Below are 22,436 nucleotides of genomic sequence, written 5' to 3' on the forward strand. Positions count from 1 at the left end.
ACATCGGCCACACCCACTTCAACGAGTCTGCGTCTCCAAGTCCGCCAGCAGATCGTCGAGCACCGCCTCTTCCTCGACGCGAACACCCCGTTCGGCGAGCGCGACGGCCAGGGCCGGATCCCACGGAGTCTCGGCGGGCGAACCCGTCAGCGCCGGGGCCTCCGCCATCTTGGCCGCCGCCGCCCGATAGTGGGCCGCCGTGTAGCGCCACGGCCGCCACGGGACGCTTCGCCGCAGCGTCACGGCGATACGCGCACCACCCCAGTCGAAGTCACCGTGATAGAGCAGGTCGGTTCCCTGGGCGGAGAGACCTCGCAGCAGGGTGAGCGCGGCGGCCGAGGGTTGCCCCTGGAGGCACACCATGGGCGGACAGGCCGGGCCGAAGGCGTCGGCGGCGGCGGACAGCACCGCCGGATTCTCACACACGTGGACGGTTCCCGTCGGCGCGCTGACGGGAACCGGTGTGCGGCGGGTGAGGAAGCGCAGCGTCAGGACCGCGGGCTCACCGGAATCGGCCATCCAGTCCAGGGAGGGGGTGCCCCGGAGGTTGAGGGACAGGACGGTCGATGACACGTCGTCCTTGAGCAGACCCGCCGACGCCCAGGCCTCGCGTCGCCATTCGGCACCCTCGCCGTCGGGAAACGCCGTGAGGCAGCGCAGTCCCGACAGAACGAGAGCGGCGAGCGGCGTCCCCTCGTCCAGGGCGTGGGCGTTCGAAAGATGCCGGGCGGCGAAGGTCGCCCGTGACGTCGGCGGTACGACGGGCAGCGAGCGCAGCGCACGTACGGCGGCGTCCACCATGGGTCCGGCGGCTTCCGGTGTGCGGGCGAGTCGTCGTACGAGACCGTCCTTGCGTATCCGCTCCGCCCAGTCGGCCAGCGCGGCGTCAAGGGTGCCGAGCGGGGCGCACGCCTGCTCCCACGCGCGCTCCTGGCTGTCCCGCTCCTCGGCGCGCAGGGTGACGGGGCCGGTGAGTGCCACCACCGCGGCGGCCAGCCCCGCGCCGCTGACACCGGAGCGGCGCAGGATCGCGTCCACCGTGTCGAGGCGGACGGTGAGGGAGCGACCTGCACGTGGCACCCGGCCCAACAGGCCTTCCGCGGCCCGGCGTTGGGATGCGTCGGGGGTGGCCAGGGTGATCGGACCGGTGAGCGGCCGGTCGCGTGACATCCGCTGCCGAACGCGCTCCACGAGCCAGGCGAGGCCCGGGTCACCGAGCAACCGGCCGAGGCGTTCGGCGTCGATCTGTTCGCCGGCCCGCGGTGTCGCGGACGGAGTCACCGGAGGATTCATGTCCACAGGGACTCCTGTTCGCCGATGTCGTCCGCGGCGGCAGCGGCTCCCGGCCCGGCGGACGGGCGCTCGGCCCAACCGGCCGTCTCGTCAAGGCCGTTGCCCTGGCCCGGCACCGGCATCGCTTCCACGGGTCCGCCCGGCTCCGCGCCCCGCCGTCGGTCACTGCCGTCCCACTCCCACCGGGTCACCAGGACGGCGGCGATGTCGTCGACGCGGGAGAGCTGCGCGATGGCGATGCCGGGGACCTGCGGGTAGCAGGCCCATTCCCGTTCGCTGGTCATCACGACGTCGAGGTCGAACGCCCGTAGCAGACCAAGACACTTGGCACGGGAGTCGTCGTCCACTCCGGCGAACGCCTCGTCCAGGGTGACCAGACGTGGGGCGTGGGCGCCACCCGCGCTCGCGTAGTGGGAGGACGCGGCGGCGAAGAGGGGTACGGACGCGGCCAGCACCCGTTCACCGCCCGAGGCGGGCCCCGCGGCCGGTACCCACTTGCCGTGCTGGTGCCGTTCGACGCCGAACTCGTGCCAGGCCCGGTAGTCGAGGGCCGCGGTGAGATCCTCCAGCCAGCTGCCGGCGCTGTCGTCGGCCTGCCGGCGCGCGATCTGCTCCTGGAGGAACGCCCCGACCGCGGCCCTGTCCTCGGGCGACCATGCGTCGGCGGACTGTCGCAGCCGGTCACGGGCTTGCGCCAGTCCCTGTGGGGCCCGGCGGGAGGCGCGCCACACCAGCCGCAGTTTCATGCCGGTCGAGGTCGGGCGCTCCTCCAGTTCCCTGTTCATGGCCCGCACCTGTCGTTCGGCGGCGCCGATCAACTCCTGGAGTGTGCCGGCGACTTCGGTGATCAGATGGGTCTGAAGGATCTCGCGCTCGTGTGCGGACAGGATGCGGGTCAGTTCGGCGACCTCGGTGGCGAGGGCCGCGGCGAGTTCGGGGACCGCCCGTTCACGGCCCTGGTAGACGATGTCGACCCGCATGCCGTCCTCACTCGGACGGGCGGTGGCGGTGTGGCCGTGCCGGGAGAGCGCGTCCTGAAGCCTGCCGAACTCCTCGCTCAGTCGCTTCTGTACGCGTTCCCAGGCCGCGTCGGAGTCGTCGGTGGAGGAGAGCTGGGACTCGATGGCGCGAGCGAGGTTCACGGCGGGGGTCGCCGCCCAGGTGCCGCCGTCGTTGTCCGGTACGACAGCCTCGGGAAGGGCGACGGCCAGCAGTCCCGTCGAGACGAACCGCTGGAGAGCCATGACGGCTCGCTCGCGGGCGGCGGTCGCGTCGGTGACGTCCTCGCCGAGTCGCTCGATGCGCCCCTCGGCGTGGCTCGCGCGCCGGTCCGCGTCGCCGAAGTCCGTTCGGGCGCGCCGCTGTTCGCCCTCGCAGTCGCGTAGGGCCGCCGCCGTCTCCTCCAGGCGCCGCTGGAGTTCGGCGACGGCCGCTCCCACGGTGGAGCGGAGGGTCGTGAGGCGTTCGTCCGCGGCGGCGGCGAGGCGGACGGCTTCTGTCGTGCGCTCCGCGAGTTCGACGACGAGGAGTTCGGCCCGGCCGGTCTCCGCCTCTTCTCCGGTGACCGCGTGCTCGGCCTCCGCGCGCTCACGCAGGGCCGGCCACAGCGCCGCGAGGAACGCGGTGTGGTCGGCGAGCGCCTGGCGCACGGATGCCAGTCCTGGCCGGTCGGCGGGGAGGTTCATGTCGGCCGCCGCCTCGCCCAGTTCGGCCGCCGCGCGGTCTGCGTCCCCGGCCGCCCGGGCCAGTTCCGCGGCCCGGTCGCTCTGCCGGGTACGGGCCCGGTGCACCGCGTCGGCCGCGGCGGTGACGCGCGCGTGGGCACGGCGCAGGTCGTCGTCGCCCGGTACCGCGGCGAGTTCGGCGTCGAGCACGCCACGGCGCTCGGCCACCGCACGCGACGCATCGGCCAGTTGCTGCCGCTCCGCCTCCAACGCGCCGAGTTCGGTGCGCAGTTCGCCGATCCGGGCACGGCGTGCCTTTTCCCGTGCGCCCTCGCCCACGTACTGGGCACTGTCCTTGGCCCAGCTTCCGGTCAGCGCGCCGACGCGGTAACTCCCGTCCGTGGACACCCAGGTGGCGTCGGTGTGCTCGACCGCCCAGGAAGCGTCTTCGGGCGTGTCACCGTTCTTTCCCGCCAGCCCGATCGCGGCGAGCAGACGCCCGACCGTCTGTTCCCCCACGGCGGCGGCCCCCACGTCCGCGTGATTGACCGCCGGACACAGCGCGCGGTCGAGGCCGCCTCTTCCGGGCGGGCCCACCGGGTCGAGCAGCACGTCGTGGCCGTCCGCCGCCAGCGCGGAACCGTCCGGCCGCACCCAGGCGTCGAGGAGCCCGGCCGCCTCCAACGCGGCTTCCAGTCCCGCACGTTCAGGCTCGGTGACGTGGGGGCGGAAGTCGACGAGCCGCCAGAGCGGCGCGCCGAGACCTCGGTCCCGGACGTCGGAGGTGCGGGTGTACGGAGCCGACGGACCGCGCTGCCCGCCCGTTTCGAGAGCGGTCAACTCCCCCGCCGCCAGCCGCTGCCGTTCCGCCCGTGCCACCTCGCGGTGGGCCAGAACGGCTGCCCGGTCGGCGAGTTGGGAGGCGAGAGCACGATGGGTTGCGGCCGCCGCCGTGCGCGCCGGGTGAGGGCCGTCGAGACCGCTCACCCAGTCCTGCACCGCGTCGAGGATTCCGGGCAGCCCAGACACCCGCAACTCCACGCATCCGGACAGGTGTTGCTTCACAGCCACGACCAGCGCACGGCCCGCCTCGGCGACGTCCTCCTCGGCCTCGGCCAGCCGCTCCCCGCTGTGCACGACCTCCTCGTCGGCCTCGTCGGCGCGCAGCCGGGCGACCCTGCGCACCTCCTCGGTCCGCTCGGCCCGCGTGGCGAGTTCCTCCACATGCTCGACCGCGCGCCGCCTGCGGGCCGTCGCCTCGTCGGCCTCCCGGCGCAGGACCGCGTCGGGGGCTCCCTGCGTCCGGGGAACATCGAGCCGGGCTGCCGCGGCACTCTCCTCCACGCGGCCCTGGACGATGCCCAACGCCTCCTGCGCGGCCGTGAGTCGATTGCCCGCGGTGGCGAGCCGGCCCAGGGCTCGGGTATGTGCCTCCGACGCCGTCCGGCGGTCCGCCTCGGCACGCGTCGCCTCCCCCGCCGTGCGAGCGGCCTCGACCGCCGCCCGGTCGAGTTCGCGGGCGTCGCGCATCTCCGGCCCGGTCCGCAGCGCGGCGTCCTGGGCGCTCAGTCGCGCGGCCCGCTCGTCGAGCGCGACCGCCCTCTCCTGGGCCTCCTTCCGGTCCGTCACGGCCTGTTCCCGGTCGCCCTGCGCGGTGAGGAGTTCACGCTGGAGGTGTTCGTAGCGGGCGTGTTCGCTGCGGGGCAGGCGGGCCCTGCGGCGGGAGGCGATGCGGGCGTAGCGCCGGTAGTGGTCGAGGAATCCCGATGACGCCTGCTCGGCCTCGCGCGCCGCGCGCAGTTCCTCCTTCTCCTCGTCCAGTGACCTGAACGCCTCCGCCGCGTCGGCGATGACCGCCTGGTCCATCGGCGGCAGCGCCTCCGTCAACGCCCTTGACAGGGCAGCCTCGTTGGGGCGCTTGGACAGCTGCGGCTGGCGCAGTTGGATCAGGAGGTCGACGAGTGCCGCGTACCGCCGCTCGCCAAGACCGAAGAGCGCCTCGTCAACGGCCCTGCGATACGTCTTCGCGGTGTCGTAGACCATGCCGCGGCCACCGACCGCCTCCGCGAGACGGTCCCGGGACAGGGCCGTACCGGTGGCGTCCACCAGGTCGAGTCCGGCGCCGATCCGCTGGTCCGTCAGCGCGAACCAGTGGCGGGCGATGCCTCGTCCGGCGACCGCCTTCAGCCCGCAGAGCAGCGTACGGAAGTGCTGCTCGCCCGTGGCCCCGTCGAGCCGTCCGAACTCGATCCAGGTGTAGCCGAGCCGTTCCGGATGCGGGTGTTCACCGCCCAGGAGCAGATTCCACTCCATCCGCTTGCCCGGGTCACCGTCGGGCTCGACGCGGCGGGCGGAGAGATCCCCGTCCAGCAGGAACGGCAGGGTGAGAGCGAGCACCTTCGACTTGCCGGTGCCGTTGTTGCCGCGCAGCAGCAACCGGCCGTCGCGGAACCAGAACTCCTCGACGTCGTAGTGGAACAGGTCGACGAGCCCGACCCGCAGGGGCCGCCACCGCCCGGGGGCGGGGGTGGGGAGCGCGGTCACGGCGTGGTTCACCTTTCGTCCGTCACGATCGTGTCCGGGTGGTGGGCGACTCCCGGTTCCCTGACGACGGGCTCACCGACCGCGTACCGCGCGAGAGCCGGTCGTGGCAGGACACCGCGCTCCGTGCGCACGGCCAGCCCCAGCGCCACCAGCTTGGCCAGCGCCCGCTCCACGAGTTCGGGCTCCGCTCCCGGCTCTCGCGCCGACTTCGACCAGAAACCACCGTGTTCTACGGCCAGTTCGCGCACTCGGGCTGCCAACTCCGCCGACTCGACGGGCCGGGCGGCTCGCGCCAGGTGTCCCGCGAGCAGCAGGGTGATGTGACCGTGGGTGCCCTGTTCCGGCATGCGTACGTCGGTGAGGTCGTCCAACGGGTCGACCATGGCGATGCCTTCGGCCCGCACCTCGGCGACCAGTCCGGTGAGTTCGCCGATGCGCGCGGTGATGAAGCCGCGTTGCCGGGTGAGGTAGGCCAGTTCGTCGTCGGTCAGGTCGTCGTAGTAGAGCACCGGGTCGTCGAGGAGACGGCGGGTCAGCTTCCAGCGGATCGCGCGGAACCTGAGCTCGTCGCTGTCGAGGGCGGTCTGCGCCGTCATCTCCACCAGGCGTTCCTCGAAGCCCTGGGACTCGACCATGGAGGGGCCGCGCCGGGCCGTCGGCATCCCGGCCAGCACGCGCCGCCGCACGTCGTACAGCACATCGCCCGATCCGCTGACGTACGCCTCCTCGTCGCCGGCCACCCGTCGCAGCACCCCGAGCCGCAGCAGCAGTCGTACGACGGCCGCGAGGTCGAGGCGCTCGTCGCGCCGCTCCAGGGTGAACGTGATCCCGGCGGCGACGAGTTCGGGATCGGCCGCGGCCAGGACGACCTGTTCGGCGAGACGTCCGAGTGCCACCTGCGACTCGCCCCGCTCCAGCGCGGCCAGCGTCAGGCACAGCAGGACATAGCGGCGGCGCGTGAAGGGCAGCGCGGTCCGGGCGGCCTCGCGGGCCGGGTGTGTGGCGTCGGTGAGGGTGCCGGGTGTCTTGCGCAGCCGTGCCGCGTCGGAGTCCGTGCGCAGGGTCCAGCCGACGTTGCGCTCGAACCACTCCCGCAGTTCGGCGGTGTGCCGGCGCACCAGCCGGAACTCGTCGGCGTACGGCCCGTCGGCGGTGAGCAGCGGCTCCTTCAGCAGGGCACGCGCGGCCCGTTGGAGGTCGGCCCCGCGCTGGCCGTCCAGTACTTCGGCCAGCGGGCCGGTCATCGGTCCTCCGTCAACTGTCGGGTGGGCGGGGAAGGTTGGAAGGCGGTGCCCTGTCGGGGGACGGACCCGGTCCCGTTCCGTGTGCCCGGCTCGGCCGGTACGTGGGGCAACGGTCCGGCGGGCATGTCGGCCTCGCCGCCCTCTCCCGCAGCGAGGTCGACGATGTCGATCACGTGGTCGGGTCCCGTGAACACCCCGTCGGGCGTGCGGACTTCAGCCGTCGAGCCGTCGCCGAGCACGGTCAGCCGGATCTCCATCGAGCCGTCCCCGCTGGTGGCCGTGGTGGTCGTCATGCCCGGCCGCCAGCCCGCGAGGGCGTCACCGAGCAGGCGCAGGAACAACTGGAAGGCGAGCGGGTCGAGTTCCCCCAGCCGGGAGAGTCGCACCGGCCCGCCTGTCACAAGACGGTCCCGCGCCTCTCTGGCCTGCCCCGCCTGCTGTGCGGCGATCTCGGCGAGCCTGCGCTTCGCCTCGCCCCGGTCCGCCACCCTGCGCGGCTTGCCGCGCCGTTCGTAACTGCCGGTGCGGCGCAGCTGAGGACTGATCCGCAGCGGTCGCGCCTCACCCCACGGGGTCGCGGCCGGCTCCGGCCCGGCCGCCCGTTCGGCGAGGATGTCGGCGTCGACGGTGAGGTGCCGGGAGGAGTACAGCCCGAACGCCACCCGCCACAGCCGGTGCCGCGTCTCGTCGTCCGGCGCCTGGGCGAACCAGCGCGCCAGCACCCGGAAGTCGGCCGAGCGATCGGAACGCCCGGCCCGCCGCTCGTTCAACTGCCGAACGACAGCGAGCAGTTGAGGAATCGACCCGAGCGCCCGCCCACGAAGCAGCCTGGCCTGCGACTCACGCCCCTCCGCCGACACGAACCACTGGGCGAGCCCGGACCACCGGCCGACCCACCTCTCGTACGCCACGGACTCCGCGTGCTCGGCGTCCTCGGGCGCGGCGTCGGCAGCCTCGCGGGCGGCGGCGAGTCGCAGCAGCGGCCCGACCCTGCCCTGTTCCTCCAACTCCCCGATCAGCAGGGCGATCCGGCCACCGAGCGTGATGAGGTCCTGGATGAACCGCTCCAGGTACTGGATCAGCCGGTCCTTGTACGCGAGGAACGCCTCCACCTCGATGTCGTGCAGGTCGATGGTGCGCTGGAGCGACCCCATGAAGGCACGGGCGTTGTCGGCGAGGTCGGTGAAACGCGCCGTCAGGACAGCCAGGGCGAGGTACGCCTTGGCCGGGTCCGGCTCGTCCTCCGAAGCGATCACGAGCAGCGCCCGCAACTGCGTGACGATGTCGTGCAGGGCGACCGCCTGGAGCTCGCCCCGCCGCCCCAACACCTCGTCGTACGTCCCCAGCGCCGCCTCGGCCGCCTCGCCGGCCCGCGTGAGCTGGTAGATGAACCGCTTACGGTAGAAGTCCTCGACCGCCGTCACCCGCGCGGTGTCCGGATCGGCCCGCAGATTTCCCCAGTTGACCAGACTGTCCAGCGCCTTCACCACCGCCTCGACATCAGCCGGCCGACTCCCCGCGTCCAGCACGGCGTACACGTCCTCCGGCCGCAGATGCACCGCGAACCGCTCCTTGGCGACGAGAAAGGCGTGCATCACCTGGCGGTAGAGGGCTGCGTTGGGGACGGTCAGGTGGGCGAAGGGGGCGTAGTCGACGGGGTCCGGGCCGGGAGTCTGGGCAGTCATCGTCGGTCCATCCTCCCCGACGGGCACCGCTCACCACGTGTGATGTCTGATTTTCGCCCGTCCTGGCGAGGAGGAGAGAGCGTCGAGTCCACGGACCGCTTCAGCGCTGAAGCGCCATCAGCCGGAGGGCACCGACTTGACCTGCGTCCCTCAACAACCGCTGGCCGGAATTCGTCGGCGAGGTCACACAAGTGGCCGTCAGGCGACCGGAGTTAGGGCCTATCTCCTGCGACACTTGCGCCGGGACCGATAGTCTGCCCCTGGTCACGGGGGCCAAGTCCGGCGAGTTGCTCATCAGCACCCGGCGAAGCCCTTCACAACAATGGGGGAAGGGGCCATCGGCATGCCCTACACAGCCGAGATCAGCCGCACCAGTCCGACCTGCTTCATCTTCCTGGTCGACCAGTCCACCTCCATGACCGATCCGATCGGTGGTGAGGACCCCAAGAAGAAGGCCGATGTGGTGGCCGACGCCATCAATCGGCTGCTGACCGAGCTGTCGGTCAAGTGCGCCAAAGAGGAAGGCGTACGCGACTATTTCCATATCGCGGTGATTGGTTACGGGGCCGCAGTGGGATCCGCTTTCCAGGGCGAACTCACCGGTCGCGACCTGGTGCCCTTGAGTGAGGTCGCCGACGCACCCGCGAGAATCGAGACTCGGGCGAAGAAGGTTCCGGACGGCGCCGGCGGACTGGTCGAAACCACCGTGCAGTTCCCGCTCTGGATGGACCCTGTCGCGCAGGGCGGCACCCCGATGAATCGTGCCCTGAAGTACGCCGAAACCCTGGTGGCCGGCTGGACCGAGCGCTTTCCCGGCAGCTTTCCGCCCATCGTCCTCAACCTGACCGACGGAGAGTCGACCGACGGTGATCCGGCCGCGTCGGCGGCTGCGATCACCGCGCATGCGACGGCCGACGGCGCTGTACTTCTGTTCAACCTGCACGTCTCCGCGGCCGGCGGCGCTCCCAGCGCGTTCCCCGACTCGGACGCCGATCTGCCCGACGACTACGCCCGCGCACTGTTCGCCATGTCAAGTCCCCTGCCCACGCACATGCGTTCCTACGCCGCTTCCCAGGGACAGCGCGTAAGTGAGAACACCCGCGGCTTCGTCTACAACGCCGACGTCACGTCCGTGGTCCAGTTCCTCGACATCGGCACCCGCGCCACCGAACTCCGGTGACTTCGAGCGGCCTTTACGTCACTCGGCTTCTCACGCCCAAGACCGGCAGCACCGAAGCCGAGTGCGAGGACGCTGCCCACGTCGTCCCCTCTGTGCCCTTCGACGAACTGGTGACTTCCCCGCTGGCCGTGGGCATGTCCGACGGGGCGACAGAAAGCGTCCTGGCCAAGGACTGGGCTCACATGCTGGCCCGGTCCGCCGCCCAGAACGCCTGGGAGAACGAACAGGTCTTCCGCGATGGGCCTTCTTTCGAATCGTTCACCCAGACCACGGTCTCGTGCTGGGAACCATGGCTGGAAACGTACACCGCGGCACGCGCAGCGCAGGGCAATCCCTTGAAGTGGTACGAGCAGACGAAACTGACAGCCGGAGCTTCCGCCACCTTGCTGATGCTGCGTATGGACCCGATATCCGGCGGCAACTGGCGTTGGCTATGTGCGGCGTTGGGCGACAGCTGCCTCTTTCACATTCGTGACGGGAAGGTACTCAGGTCCTTCCCCGTGGAGAACGCGGACGAGTTCGGCGTCACTCCGAATCTGTTCAACAGCCTCAATCGTGACAGCTCGCTGCTCGCGGCCCGAACCCTGTTCGCCGAAGGCAGCTGTGAGGCCGGGGACCGCCTGCTTCTCATGACCGACGCGCTCGCCCACTGGTTCCTCTCCGCCACGGATCACGCGCGTGTTCTGGGTGAGTTGTCCGACTTCGCCGGCCCCCACGACGGGCCTCGTTTCTCGGACTGGCTCCGGGGACTTCGCGCGGAGGGCGCCCTCCACAACGACGACGTGGCCGTCGTGCGCATTGACGTCGAAGGGCAGTGAGGCATGAGCACCGCGCAAGGGCCGCTGCCCTTTCCTTCGGGCCGGGAGTACCAGGAAGCTCTGCAGAACACCACGGTGTGCTTTCTGGATCGCGACCTTCGCGGAGCCCTGCCACAGACCAACAAGCTCGGCCTCCCCCGCCCCATTTCCGGGCAGTTCGCGAGCGTCTTCTCGCTGACGAACGCCCTCGGCCGTCGCTACGCTCTGAAGTGCTTCACCTCCCATGTGCGTGATCAGCAGGACCGTTACGAGGCGATCAGCGACAAGCTGTCCGTCATCGCTCCGCACTCGCTCTCGCAGCCATGGCGGATCGGATTCGAGTACGTTCCGGACGGCATTCTCGTCAACGGGTCACGCTTCCCGGTCCTGAAGATGGACTGGGTGGAGGCCGTGACGCTCTCCAACTGGCTCGACCATCACTACGCGGACAGCGCGGCGGTGCGGGCGCTCGCCGAGCGGTTCGCCGAACTCACCACGGATCTCGCCAGACACGACATCGCGCACGGCGATCTGCAGCACGGAAATCTGCTCGTCGCTCGGGACGGCACCTTCCGACTGGTCGACTACGACGGAATGTTCGTTCCGGCCCTGCGCGGACGTCACAGCACGGAGCGTGGACACCGCAACTACCAGTCCCCGGCCCGGGGCGACGACGACTTCGACGGCACACTCGACCACTTCTCGAACTGGGTCATCTATCTGGCGCTGCGTGCTGTCGCCGCCGACCCCTCCCTCTGGACACGTCTCCACGAGCCGGACGGCGAGTATCTCCTGCTGGCGGAGGACGACTTCAAGAACCCTGCCGGATCCGTCCGCCTCAGCACCCTGCTCAGCCACACCGACAGCACCGTGCGTGACCTGGCAGAGCAGATCAAAGTTCTGTCCTGGCAGCCGTTGCCGCACGTCCCACGACTCTCGGTCACGGCGGCCACCACGACGGGGGCACACGTCCCGGGCCCCCGCACGGCTGGTGCGGGACGCCGGCCCGACTGGCTCGACGGCCATGTCACCGCCACCACAGCTCCAGGCCCGGTCACGTCTGTGCCGTCCCCCGGCTCGCTTCCGCGCAGGTACACCCACCGCCGTATGGCTGACGTACTGCTCGGACTCCTGCTGCCGTTGGCTGTGCTCGCCCCGGCCGCCCTCGCTCTGGTCGAGCTCGTCTCTCCCCTCGCCACGGCGGTGACCTACGGCGGAACGCTGGGCGTCACAGCGCTCACCACCCGCAGGACCCGTGGCACACGTCAGGAGACCAGGGCTGTGCGCACCCACCTGAGTCAGCTCCGGGAGAAGCGGCATGCCACGCTCGGGCCTGTCCGGACAGCTGATCAACTGCGGCGAGAACAGCAGGAGTTCGACGCGTCGGAGGCCGACCGCAAGAGTCAGCTCACGGCCGCCCAGACAAAGCTGGAGCGCGCCCAGCAGAAGGCCGTCAAAACGGCGGAGAAGAAGAAGGTCCAGGACCAGCAGGCCATCGACAGAGAGATCGCCTCCCTCGCAGGGCAGCGCCGCACGGGTCTGGACCGGGCCTTGGCGAACCACCGCAAGGAGTTCATCGACGGCGAACTGCGCAAGGCCCGTCTGCACGAGAAGGAGCTGACCGGCATCGGGCGGTCACTCGTCCAGGCCCTCGCCGCGCAAGGAGTCCGGACGGCCGCGGACTTCACGGGCATCACCCTGGTCAGTGCAGGTGGTCGGTACAACAACGTCACAGGGCTGATCAACGCGGCCGACGGACGCAGACTCGACATCAAAGGCATCGGTGAGAACCGCGCCAGGACTCTGGAGGCGTGGCGCCTACGACAGCACGCACGTGCCTCCTCCCGCGCACCGTCGAGCCTGCCCACGGCCAGGCGCCAGTCCATCGAGGCCGACTTCACGCGGCGTCAGTCAGACCTGTCACGTCGGCGTCTGGAGGCGGAGACGACAGCCAGGACGGCGCGCGAGCACGCGGACAGGAAACTGAGGTCGGAGCTCGCCCGGCTCACCGGCGAAGACCAACTCGCGGCCAGGCACGCCTCTCAGCAGCGTCAGCAGTTCGCCCAACGAGCCCGACAACTCGGCGATCCACACGCCCGGTTGGCGGCGGTGGAGGCCGAGATCGCGGCGGCCAGACGGTCGGCGCGGGCACTGTCCTCGCTCCGGTATCTGCGCTTCGCCCTCACCGGCCGCTGAGCCGCCCCGTCACTCTCTCCGCTCGGCCAGCCCACACATGCCAGGCAGGCAGCCGTACACCGTTCGGCAGGAGCGCGGCGTGGCTGAGGGCGAGCCTCAGGTGTCGTGCGTCCTCCATGTCCACGGACGCCCCGTAGTCCAACTGGACCTGGGCCGCGTCCGTACCCCGGCGGACGTCGAAGTCGTAGGGATAGCCGTCGGCCGTGACGTTTCTGTCGAGCAGGATTCCGGAGATCTCGTCCGTCAGCAGGAGTTGAAGCCGGTCGCCGACCAGCTCATGGTCCTGTCCGGGTTCCGCACCGGGCGGAGTCGGCGCGGCCTTGGCCTCAGCCACGTCCAGCAGTGCGTGCGGCATCCCCGCGCGGACCGACCAGAAATCACGGTCGCCGAGCACGATGAGATGCGAACGAGCCCGAGTGATGGCCACATTCCACAGGTTCACCTCGCGGCAGAGCCAGTTGACCGCGCTGGGGCGCATCCTCGCGCCCGCGACGAGTGACAACAGGATCACGTCCTGTTGTCCTCCCTGGAAGGTGTGCACCGTACCGACCCGTACGCGCGACTCGTGCTCCCAGCGCTTGGCGATCAGGTCCTTCTGGGCCCGGAAGGGGGTGACGACCCCTACCGTCGAGCCCTGAGGCAGGCGCTTGAGCAGTCGCTCCACCGAAAGGTGGACACGATCCGCCTCCTCCTCGTTCGTCCACGAGCCATTGGCACCTCTGCGCGCCGTTCCCACCACATCGAGCCACTGAACCGCGTCGACGCCTTCAAGGCGTCGCAACGACCGGGGTTCGGTGAGAACGGTCAGCCGGTCCCCGTAGCAATGCCGGTTGGAGATACCGGCGATGTCCGGGTGACAGCGGAAGTGCTCGTCCAGCAGCAGGGTTTTCCCGGCCGCGTGGGCTGCCGCGTGGAACGAGGAGTAACGACGGTGCTCAAGCCGGTGCTCATCGAGCCAGCTCGCCCGCAGCCCCGCCCCGCGGTGCGCCTCGGCCTCCTGCCGGGGCTGAAGTGTGGTGATGTGCTGCAACTGCATGGGGTCACCGATCACGAGGGCCCGCCGTGCGCGGAAGAGCAGAGGCAGCACGTCCGGCGTGGAGCACTGGCTCGCCTCGTCGACGATGACCAGGTCGAAGAGAGCGGCCCGGTCCCGGAACCGCCGTGGGGACCTCGCGGTGACGGCCCAGCCGGACACCTGCGGCAGGATCCGCTCCAAGGACGACCACTGCCGCGGCGACCGCGATTTCACGGCTTCGATGCGGTCATGGATGGCCGCACGCGCGGTCGTCGCCTGCTCCGCCACCGACGCCTGCAACAGTGCTGCGGCCGTCTCCCGGACCCGTCGGTCGGTCTCCCGGAGCATCGTCAGGAGTTGCGTGTCGTCCGCCACCGCGTCGGCTTCGGTGCCTTTCCGCCGCCAGACGGCCTCGGCTTCCGCGAAGTTCACCAGGCCGGCGAACTCCCCACGGCCCACGGCCTGTACGGACAGCGGGGCGAGAGAGCGCACACACCGGCTGCGCAGCCATCCGCCGAAGACACCCAGGCGCACTGCCATGTGCGCCCGGCGCAGCCACCGGCCGAGGGAGACATCGTCCCCCAGAGCCGTGGCGAGCGTCCCAGGGTCACCATGGTGTTGTTCGGCATAGGAGAAACGCAGTCGGCCGAGGTCTGCCAACTCCCGCTCCCTCCGGGCGATCTCCGCGAGTCGGCGGCGCAGCGCCTCTTGCTCCCGGAGGTGGTTCCGTAGTTCGCCCCGGTGCGTCTGGGACGACTGGTGGGGCCGGACGCTGCGGGTCAGCTGTTCCAGCGTCCGCGACTCCTGCTCGACGGCTGTCTGGTTTCCCGTACGTACGAGGAGGCCCGGAGCCAGGGCTTCGCAGCGCTCCCAGACCTCGTCCACCGCCTTGTTGTTGGTCGACGCGACGAGCACGGTCTGGCCGGCCGCTCTGGCCGTGGCGACCGCGTTGACGATGAGCTGGCTCTTTCCGGTCCCGGGCGGTCCGGTGGCGACGGTGAGCCTGCGGACCATGGCGGCGCGGATGACCGCTTCCTGCCCTTCGTTGAGTTCCAGGGGGGCGACGACCTGCACGTCCTGCTCGGCGCTCTCGTCCACTCCTGGGTCCGCACGCCCGGTGAATGCCCCGAGCGCGGTGCCGGCGAACTGCCCGACGCTCTTCTGCAGAGTTCTGTAGTCCTTCATCAGTTGTGCGGTGGCCGCCGAGTCCGACCGCGCGGCGAAGACGATCGCGACATTGCGAGCGCCTTCGTGCGCCGCGTACAGGGAACTGCCGTCGCCGAGCGATCCCGGATCGAGGTGCTCCGTGTCGGGGAGCCCCAACTCCTGCATCAGGCTGCGCAGATCGCGGACCATGTCCTCCCGGAAGCCCGGCCGCCAGTTGGGCTGGTAAGCGGCGAGCAGTTCATTGCCTTCGTCCTTGCCCAACCGGTCGAGCACGAGTTTGGGATGCAGGACGATCGGTCCTGTGGGTGTCACCACACCGCGTCCCTGCGGATCGCGTTCGACCTCGATCTGGCGCATGGCGAGCGGGGCGCACACCTGTCGCTTGCCGTCGTAGAGGACGGCGACGGGGTATCCGTACCAGAGGTCGGTGCCGTCCGTGTGGGCACGCTCGGCGAGATCCGCGACGCGATCCGGTGCTTGCACCGTGGCCTCCGTGCCGGAGAGCAGGACTTCCTCCCCCGCCGGCCAGACCACACGCGGCGGATCGCTGCCCATCAACGGCAGCAGTTCGTCGGTGGAGTTCTCCGCTTCAAGACAGTGCTGGTAGTACGTCAGCAGCCCTGCCCAGTCGGTGTCGGTGAAGGCGGAGTCGTCGAACATCGCCGGGGTGGCCTTGGCCGGTGCCGGTGTCATCCCTCCGGTGCCGTCGGTGACCGCGCTGAGCCCGGCGGGCAGCGGCTTGAGGGCGGGGATCTGACGGCCGGCGGAGGCAACGGCGAGATAGATGTCGCCGGTCACCTGAAGACTGGACTGGGTCGGTGTCTGCCGGCGTCCGTCGGGTGCTTTCCGTAGGTCACGACCGATGTACCGGAACAGGTCGTTCGCCGAGACCTTCCCGTCACCGTCCAGGTCCGCCTGTCCCGAGTGCAGGCCTTCGACGACGGCTCTGGTGAACTGCGAGGGCTGGTCCGCATCGGTGGTGAAGGCCTGCTCCCAGTGCTGCGACGCGGTGATGACGTACACGCCGCTGGCCTCGACCACAGGTGAGGTGTCCGAGTGTGAGGCCCCCTTGCTGCGGAAGCCCTGCACCGCGCTGCCGCTGAAACAGCAGTCGAGCAGCAGGACCTTGCGCCGAGCGGCGCACTTCTCCAACTGGTCGGTCACGTACGAGGCTTCGAGCGCGGTCTGCTGCAACCGGTCCGCCTCGGTGTCCGTGGTGACGTAATAGAGCTGACCGTCCTCACGGTCGTACGCGCCATGGCCACTGAGATAGAGCACAACCAGTTCGTCCGGCTCACGGTCCCCCAGAAACCGTTCGACGGCCTGCTTGATCGCCGCCTTCGAGGAGTCCTCGACCCGAACACACTTCTCGTACCGGCCGACCGCCGGCATCTCCAGCACTTGGCTCAGGTAGTGAACGTCCGCACGCACGGAAGGCAAGGCCGGAAAGGCGGCGTCGTCATAGGTGGCGGTGCCCACGAGTAAGGCATGGTTACGGCTCATCGCTCATCCACCGGTCCGGTGCCCGACCTGTCGCTCCGGCCGTCCAGCAGCACCTTCACCTCGCGCCCGGACACTCCGCCCTCGAACTCCGTGACCGATCCGTCGGCGGCCACCACACGCACCTTGCGGCTCTTGCGTACCTCGACCCACGCCTTGATGGCGGTTCTCGCCAGCGCGAGGGTGCCCGTGGTGAGGACCAGCACGACCTCCGGGGTCAGCAGTTCCGACCCTTTGGCGCCGTCCGTCGTGGCGTGCGGCACTTCAGGCGGGGCGAAGCGCACCTGAGTGCCGTCCAACTCCCGCAGCAGCTCGCGGAGTTCCCGCGCTTCGAACTCCGCATGCTGCGGGTCGGCGCCGAACACCTGGATCCGCGCTGACTCGATCTCGTCGGACATGTTCCCCCTCATACCGTCAACTCGCCTGTCCTGGGCCAGAGTTAAGGGCGTCATTGATACACCCTCACCCTAGTGTTCTCGCCCGCCGCCATGATCCGGGCGCCCAGCGTCTGCGTTGTGCGCCCTCGTCCGGAACCCGCAAAATTCTGTACAGCGGCTCCCCCAGATCCGCCCACCTCTCCAATGCGTCCCGGTCCACCAGGCGAATCCCGTAGCGTGGGCCGCTGGCTCTGGCGGCTGCCGTGAAGCCACCGGTGGTGACGATCACCGCGAACTGAGCGCCGTGATCATGGCGGTATGTGCCGTTGACGCGCTGCACGTCCTGGTCCCCGACCCTCCGGTCCGGTCGCAGCCGCTTGCACTGCACGACGACCCGTCGCCGTGAGCGGTCGACGACGAGTACGTCGGCACCCTTGTCCCCCGCCTTGCCCACATGCTCCGCGGTCAGGCCGTCCCGACGCAGCAAGGCGCAGACCGCCAGCTCGAACGCCCGGGGGTCCAGCGCATCGAGGTGCGCCAGCGAATAACGGACGGGCCCCGCGGGAAGCGCTGAGCGGCCGGTCCATCTCTGTACGGCCAGCCGCCCCGGCTTCACGCCCAGTCCCACCGCCACGGCGGTCAGCGCGACGCCGGCGGGCGCCGGCCACTGCTCGGCCGCCCTCCACAAGCCACTCGCCCCGGCCAGCACGCCCAACCCCCACACCCACCAGGGAACCGCCGCCCAGCCTCCTTGGCTCCGCCTGCGCCGCATCAGGCGGCCGGGCCGAAGAGCGCCCACATGCCGAAGGCCAGCCCGAACAGCGCGAGTCCCGCCAGGTCGGTGACCGTGATCAACGTGAAGGTGTGGTCCCGGCACCGTGCGAACAGTCCCCTGCGTCTGCGGCGACACGGCCGGTGGAACGTTGTCGGACCTCCGCAACGCGACACCAGTGCGGTGCCGCCGATCACCAGTAACACCATGACGAGCAGCACCGGATCCCCCGTCCCCCGACCCAAGCCTCCATGAGTAGCGGGAAAACCTCCGTCCCGGCCAGTGCATCTTCAGCCGATCCAGCCGAAATGGGGGCGCATGGGAGCGCTGGCACCGTTCTCCACTGGTGTGTCTCCTGCGCACGCCCCCGCGACGGCGGTAGTGGCGTAACGCCCGACTTACCCGCTGTCGTCGGCCACGGCGAGTACTACAGCGGCAGATCACGTGGATGTGATGGCGGGGCAACTCGGCGAGTGGGCTGAGGAGTTGGCTGTCCTGCTGGGTGGGATGGATCATCTGTTCGCGCGGCCGGAGCCGTGGGAGGTGTTCGCGGACCTGATCGAGGGCCTGCTGTCGGAACTGCGCAAAGCAACTCGCGGGCGGAGGCCTAGACGGGGCTTCCCCATTCGCCGCGACCAGAGGACGCCGTACCAGCAAGAAATAGTCCGCCAGTTACGCCGACGACCCCTCGATCGGGACAGATCGTGGGGCCGTCGCCTTGCCCGATCAGTCGCTCAACTGCCCGTTCCCGATTGCCGAAACGAAGGAGTTCCACCCATCGGCAGGGAACACGAGCACCGGCCCATGGGAAACCTTGCTGTCCCGTACCGGGACGACGGCGGCGAAGTCGTCAGAGACTTCGACGCAAGCGCCACCGTCCGAGTTGCTGTATGAGCTCTTGCGCCAGTTTATGACGCTCAGGTCGATGGATCGCACGGCACTTCCTCCAACATGCGCAGGACGAACTTCCGCGACTCGGCCGGGGACAGCGCCAGGTCACGAACTGCATCGTAAGCACCTTGAAGCTTCTCGACCGCCGCACCGTCTTCGATCAGGTCGCCTCGGTGCGCGTTCTCCGTGTATGCCACCGTACGTCCCTGCGGCAGACGCAGGAACCACACGTCAGTGCTGTCAAGCCCGTAAGGGCCGGCGCTGAAGGGCAGCACATGAACGGCAACGTTCGGGCGTTCCGCCATCTCCGCCAGGTGCTCCAACTGCCCCCGCCACTCAAGGGAGTTCAGCAACGCCGTGCGCAGGACCGCCTCAGAAAGAATGGTCCGGAACCGGGGCGCACCCTCCCCCTCCAACAACTCCCGCCGCCCCATCCGGGCATCGACCTGCTGCTCAAGTTCCTTGCCCTCAAGCCCGCCCGCCGCCAGCATCTCCCGTGCGTACCCTGGCGTCTGCAACAACCCAGGCAGGACGCTCACCGCGAAGTGCCACAAGCTCACGGCCTCCGCCTCCAGCGCCATGTACCGCCGGTACCGCTCGCGGAACTGCGTATGGTCCCCGGCGGCCAACTCCCACAACGCCAGCAACAGCCCCGGCGTCCCGTAGTGCGTGTCCAACGCCTGGACGACCTCCGGGCTGCCGAGCGTCTCGCCGTTCTCCATCTTGCCGAACAACGACCAGTCCCAGCCGAGCCGTTCACCAAGCGCCCGCAGGCTCAGCCCGCTCGCTTCGCGCAGCCTCCGCAACTCCTCGGCGAACCGCTGGCGGGGTTCCTGACTGCGGTCGGTGATGACGCGCCGTTGCGGCATACCACTCCCTCCGGGACATGCGCGTGAGCGATGTGGAACACGTGGAACCACCTCCGGCCGCACCCTCGTAACGACCGGACTACGCAGCGTAATTCACCCAGAACGGCCGGGTCATGCGATCAGCGCAACCGCATCACTGACCACGCAGACGAGGACCAACATGACCCCCACACCTCGCGCTCCCCACCCTCCCAAGACCGGGGAAGCCTCTCAAAGCCCTGGCCGGCAGGTCGATCTCCGCGTGAGCGGAGGCGTTCCGCACGGTTGGCTGCTCGCTCACCCCGTGATGGAGTCGACTCTGCGCGAGCCCAGGTGTTCAAGACCCCGACCATTCGCGGGCGTCGAGGTGGAGGGTGGATCCAGTGCGGTCTCGCAGGCGAAGGCGTGCCAGGCCGCATGTCGGGTCGGACTGACGGGTTTCGGAAGCCGCGGAAGAGGTTTCGGGCCACGTACACTCCCGGGCCGCCGAAGCCGACGATGTCGACGCGTCCGTCGCCGGTGATGTCGGCGAGGAATCGGGGGGTGGCAGGAACCGGGGGTGCTCCTCGGCCGAGCTCAACCCTTGGTAGACCCGAAGCCGTCGCGGACGTACAGGGGGCGGACGGAACCACGACAGGAACATCCCGGCCACGGGGTCACACCTCGTCCGTGCGGCTCGCCGCTCCGCCCAACCCTGCGCGCATGGCGAGCAGCCCGGCCTGTACCCGACTCTCGCAGTGCAGCTTCTCCATGATCCGTGAGACATGGCCCTTCACGGTCGGTACCCGCAGGTCCAGCCGCCTGCCGATCTGGGCGTTGCTCAGCCCGTCCGCTATCGCCGCCAGTACCTCCCGCTCGCGCGGTGTGAGCGAGGGCAGCCGGGGCGGCCCGGCCGAGGACGGCTCGGCGGCCGCACGGGCCACCAGGTGGTTCACCGCCTCGGGAGCGAGGGCGTGGAGGCCGGCCGCGGTGTTCCGCACCGCATCGAGGACCTGGCTCGGCTGGGCGTCCTTGAGCAGGAAGCCGTGGGCACCGGCCCGGAGCGCCGGCAGCAGATAGGTCTCGGCGTCGAACGTGGTCAGCATCAGGATCCGTGGCGGTGCGGGCAACGCGGACAGCTCCCTGGCGGCGCCCACACCGTCCAGGCCGGGCATCTGCACGTCCAGCAGCACCACGTCGGGCGCCACACGGACGCACGCCTCGACCGCGGCCCGTCCGTCGTCGGCCTCGGCGACCACTGTGATGTCGGGTGCGGTCTGCAGCAGCAGCCGTAGCCCAGTCCGGACCAGGGCCTCGTCGTCGGCGAGCAGGACCCGGATCACCGGACTTCCCCAACAGGTTGTGCCCTCGTCGTCTCCCGTTCCTGCTCCTGCTCCGGGTTAGGGTTCGGGTTCGGGTTTGGGTTCGGTGCGGATGACGCGAGGGGAAGCCGGAGCCGTAGCCGGAACACGCCGTCCCGGTTCTCGGCGTCCAGGGTGCCACCGAGGAGTGCCGCCCGCTCGCGCAGGCCGCGCAGGCCCATGCCCGCGCCGTCCCCGGCCGCCGCGCAGTCCGGTCACCGGGTTGCTCACCTCGCACTCCAGGTGCTCCCCGTTCACCCGCAGCCCCAGCACGGCGCGGGCACCGGAGGCGTGTTTGCGGACGTTGGTCAATGCCTCCTGGACGATACGGAAGACCGTGTGCTCCACCGCCTGCGGCAACGACCCTGCCCCGCCCCGGACTTCGGCAATCGTCGCTGACCAGGGTGCCCGGTCCACGGGCACGCCCGCCGCCTCCGAGTCGGCCAGCAACCGGGGCGGATCCCGCAGTGCCGGGCCGGGTCGGAAGGAACTCTCGACCGTCTCCGGATCACGCAGCACATCAAGGATCTGGCGCAACTGGGCCAGTGCGCGCCTGCCCGTGACCCTGACCAGCTCGCCTATCTCGCGGGCTCGCTCCGACTCCTGCGGGTCCACGCTCAACGCGCCCGCGTGCAGCGTGATCAGGCTGACCTCGTGGGCCACCACATCGTGCATCTCACGCGCCAGCGCGGCCCGTTCCTCCGCACGGACCCGGCGGGCGATCAGCAACGACTCCCGCTCGGCCTGCTCGGCACGCTCGGCCAGCTCCTCCAGCCTGGCGTGCCGGTAGCGGATCACCGTGCCACGCCAAGCGGGCGCGCCCACCAGCAGGGCTGCCGCGATGACGCCCGACGCCGGGGCGCCCGTGGTGAACTGGCTGAGCACCGCGGTGGCGTAGACGCCGTACCGCAGAGGGCTCGTCACCCGCCGTCTGGCCAGCGAGTACACCGCGAACGGCAAGGCCGGCTGAACCGTCAGCAGACTCACCACGGCGACCACAGCTGCCACCAAGGTGGGCCGGTCGCGCCGCCAGGCCAGCAGGGCTCCGGTCGAGCACGGCGGAGACGGCGAACGGAAGCGGCAGCAGGCACCGATCCGAGGCGGGCGGCAGGAGTCCGCCGACACCGATCAGCGCCGCCAGCACCCAGGCGAACGGCTCGGAGGGCCACCGGATGCGGTCAGCGAGAGCCACCACCGAGGCGGGCACAGGGGAAACGGACACGCGTGCCACGGTAGAAGACCCTCCGATTGATCGTTCCGGGGACCCTTCCTGTCGGCCCGCAGTAGCTGCCCCGGCGGGGCGGAGCATGTGCCCGTGGGCCGGCGTGAGCCCGAGCAGTTCAGGGCTTGGCGCTCGCACTGCTCTTGCCATTGACCTGCGTGGCCTCGTCCTCGGCGGACGGCAGGGTCTTCGTGGCGGCGACCTGTCCGTCCCGGTAGCAGATCTGAAACGTCTGCTTCTTCTCCAGGGACACATGCTTCTGGAGGTAGTAGTCACAGGTGGTGCCGGCCGGAACCTTGGGCTTGTCCTGCGGCTGGAGACCGCCGGGCTTGCCGAGACGATCGCGCACAGCACTCTGCTTCTCGCCTACGTGAACGTCCTTGAACTGGGCTGCGGTGATCGTATGCGAGGTGATGTCACTCGCGACGTGCCTGATGCCGAACCAGAGACCGGCTCCGACGAGCATGACGAGTCCCAGGACTCCGAACAGAATCTTTCCGACGACGCCCATGGAAGAACTCCTTGGTTATGGGATTCGACGTCCTTCGACGTCGCTCAAGCAGTCTCTTCCGGTACTTCGCGCCGATCGTCGCCCTGAACGAGGAACCCCACCCCCGACTTTCGTATCCCCCCACGTCCTCCCTACTGAAAGGGCACGCACGACTACGACCCTGCCGTACGCCGCGAACAGGTCCACGCCG

16 protein-coding genes and 1 pseudogene are annotated in these 22,436 nt (G+C 69.9%); 3 read left to right on the top strand and 14 right to left on the bottom strand.

All coding sequences use genetic code 11. The features are described from left to right. Window positions 1-18: 18 nt before the first annotated feature. From OG194_RS11250 to OG194_RS11265, 4 genes are read right to left on the bottom strand one after another with little or no spacing between them, the layout of a single operon-like run. Window positions 19-1,293: a TIGR02679 family protein gene (locus tag OG194_RS11250; RefSeq protein WP_327400732.1), complete on the bottom strand. Its 1,275-nt coding sequence runs from the start codon at window positions 1,291-1,293 to the stop codon at window positions 19-21. Then, window positions 1,290-5,501 (bottom strand): TIGR02680 family protein, encoded by a 4,212-nt coding sequence (locus OG194_RS11255; protein ID WP_327400733.1) that lies wholly within the window; start codon window positions 5,499-5,501, stop codon window positions 1,290-1,292. The genes OG194_RS11250 and OG194_RS11255 overlap by 4 nt, the downstream gene beginning before the upstream one ends. 8 nt (window positions 5,502-5,509) lie before the next feature. Beyond that, complete coding sequence (locus tag OG194_RS11260; RefSeq protein ID WP_327400734.1) at window positions 5,510-6,745, bottom strand: TIGR02678 family protein; 1,236 nt, start codon at window positions 6,743-6,745, stop codon at window positions 5,510-5,512. Next, a complete protein-coding gene (locus tag OG194_RS11265; RefSeq protein ID WP_327400735.1) occupies window positions 6,742-8,430 on the bottom strand; it encodes a TIGR02677 family protein in 1,689 nt (562 codons plus the stop codon). The genes OG194_RS11260 and OG194_RS11265 overlap by 4 nt, the downstream gene beginning before the upstream one ends. A gap of 343 nt (window positions 8,431-8,773) precedes the next feature. Here OG194_RS11265 and OG194_RS11270 point away from each other — a divergent pair, with 343 nt between their 5' ends. From OG194_RS11270 to OG194_RS11280, 3 genes are read left to right on the top strand one after another with little or no spacing between them, the layout of a single operon-like run. Continuing rightward, the gene (locus OG194_RS11270; protein ID WP_327400736.1) at window positions 8,774-9,610 is read left to right on the top strand and encodes a vWA domain-containing protein; all 837 of its coding nucleotides are present in this window, start codon (window positions 8,774-8,776) and stop codon (window positions 9,608-9,610) included. After that, window positions 9,607-10,428 (top strand): hypothetical protein, encoded by an 822-nt coding sequence (locus OG194_RS11275; RefSeq protein ID WP_327400737.1) that lies wholly within the window; start codon window positions 9,607-9,609, stop codon window positions 10,426-10,428. Before OG194_RS11270 ends, OG194_RS11275 begins: the two co-directional genes overlap by 4 nt. Before the next feature lie 3 nt (window positions 10,429-10,431). Then, window positions 10,432-12,603, top strand: a complete 2,172-nt coding sequence (locus OG194_RS11280; RefSeq protein WP_327400738.1) for a hypothetical protein — start codon at window positions 10,432-10,434, stop codon at window positions 12,601-12,603. On the opposite strand, the gene OG194_RS11285 is transcribed toward OG194_RS11280, so the two are convergent. The 10 genes and pseudogenes from OG194_RS11285 to OG194_RS11330 form a co-directional block, all read right to left on the bottom strand. Further along, window positions 12,590-16,288 carry a caspase, EACC1-associated type gene (locus OG194_RS11285; protein ID WP_327400739.1) on the bottom strand — a complete coding sequence of 1,233 codons (3,699 nt, stop codon included), beginning with the start codon at window positions 16,286-16,288 and terminating at the stop codon, window positions 12,590-12,592. The two genes, OG194_RS11280 and OG194_RS11285, sit on opposite strands and share 14 nt — an antisense overlap. Continuing rightward, window positions 16,285-16,683 (bottom strand): hypothetical protein, encoded by a 399-nt coding sequence (locus tag OG194_RS11290; RefSeq protein ID WP_327400740.1) that lies wholly within the window; start codon window positions 16,681-16,683, stop codon window positions 16,285-16,287. The genes OG194_RS11285 and OG194_RS11290 overlap by 4 nt, the downstream gene beginning before the upstream one ends. Window positions 16,684-16,747: 64 nt before the next feature. Beyond that, window positions 16,748-17,350: a restriction endonuclease gene (locus OG194_RS11295; RefSeq protein WP_327400741.1), complete on the bottom strand. Its 603-nt coding sequence runs from the start codon at window positions 17,348-17,350 to the stop codon at window positions 16,748-16,750. An 83-nt stretch (window positions 17,351-17,433) separates the two neighbouring features. Continuing rightward, a complete protein-coding gene (locus OG194_RS11300) occupies window positions 17,434-17,679 on the bottom strand; it encodes a hypothetical protein (protein ID WP_327400742.1) in 246 nt (81 codons plus the stop codon). A gap of 481 nt (window positions 17,680-18,160) precedes the next feature. Further along, complete coding sequence (locus OG194_RS11305) at window positions 18,161-18,370, bottom strand: DUF397 domain-containing protein (RefSeq protein WP_327400743.1); 210 nt, start codon at window positions 18,368-18,370, stop codon at window positions 18,161-18,163. After that, window positions 18,352-19,194, bottom strand: coding sequence for a helix-turn-helix domain-containing protein (locus OG194_RS11310; RefSeq protein WP_327400744.1), 843 nt, complete (start codon window positions 19,192-19,194; stop codon window positions 18,352-18,354). The genes OG194_RS11305 and OG194_RS11310 overlap by 19 nt, the downstream gene beginning before the upstream one ends. A gap of 419 nt (window positions 19,195-19,613) precedes the next feature. Then, window positions 19,614-19,721, bottom strand: a pseudogene (locus tag OG194_RS11315) (VCBS repeat-containing protein); the annotation flags it as partial. Between the two features lie 108 nt (window positions 19,722-19,829). Beyond that, a complete protein-coding gene (locus tag OG194_RS11320; RefSeq protein ID WP_327400745.1) occupies window positions 19,830-20,495 on the bottom strand; it encodes a response regulator transcription factor in 666 nt (221 codons plus the stop codon). Between the two features lie 57 nt (window positions 20,496-20,552). Continuing rightward, complete coding sequence (locus OG194_RS11325; RefSeq protein ID WP_327400746.1) at window positions 20,553-21,500, bottom strand: sensor histidine kinase; 948 nt, start codon at window positions 21,498-21,500, stop codon at window positions 20,553-20,555. Window positions 21,501-21,853: 353 nt separating this feature from the next. Beyond that, window positions 21,854-22,246 (bottom strand): hypothetical protein, encoded by a 393-nt coding sequence (locus OG194_RS11330; protein ID WP_327400747.1) that lies wholly within the window; start codon window positions 22,244-22,246, stop codon window positions 21,854-21,856. Window positions 22,247-22,436 lie beyond the last annotated feature (190 nt).

Source organism: Streptomyces sp. NBC_01288 (assembly GCF_035982055.1).
Classification (GTDB): domain Bacteria; phylum Actinomycetota; class Actinomycetes; order Streptomycetales; family Streptomycetaceae; genus Streptomyces.

Excerpts from the sequence above, each read along its gene's own strand:
- OG194_RS11285 (WP_327400739.1), bottom strand. The coding sequence starts at position 16,288 with ATGAGCCGTAACCATGCCTTACTCGTGGGCACCGCCACCTATGACGAC.
- OG194_RS11290 (WP_327400740.1), bottom strand. The coding sequence starts at position 16,683 with ATGTCCGACGAGATCGAGTCAGCGCGGATCCAGGTGTTCGGCGCCGAC.
- OG194_RS11250 (WP_327400732.1), bottom strand. The coding sequence starts at position 1,293 with ATGAATCCTCCGGTGACTCCGTCCGCGACACCGCGGGCCGGCGAACAG.
- OG194_RS11260 (WP_327400734.1), bottom strand. The coding sequence starts at position 6,745 with ATGACCGGCCCGCTGGCCGAAGTACTGGACGGCCAGCGCGGGGCCGAC.
- OG194_RS11280 (WP_327400738.1), top strand. The coding sequence starts at position 10,432 with ATGAGCACCGCGCAAGGGCCGCTGCCCTTTCCTTCGGGCCGGGAGTAC.
- OG194_RS11265 (WP_327400735.1), bottom strand. The coding sequence starts at position 8,430 with ATGACTGCCCAGACTCCCGGCCCGGACCCCGTCGACTACGCCCCCTTC.
- OG194_RS11270 (WP_327400736.1), top strand. The coding sequence starts at position 8,774 with ATGCCCTACACAGCCGAGATCAGCCGCACCAGTCCGACCTGCTTCATC.
- OG194_RS11310 (WP_327400744.1), bottom strand. The coding sequence starts at position 19,194 with ATGCCGCAACGGCGCGTCATCACCGACCGCAGTCAGGAACCCCGCCAG.
- OG194_RS11330 (WP_327400747.1), bottom strand. The coding sequence starts at position 22,246 with ATGGGCGTCGTCGGAAAGATTCTGTTCGGAGTCCTGGGACTCGTCATG.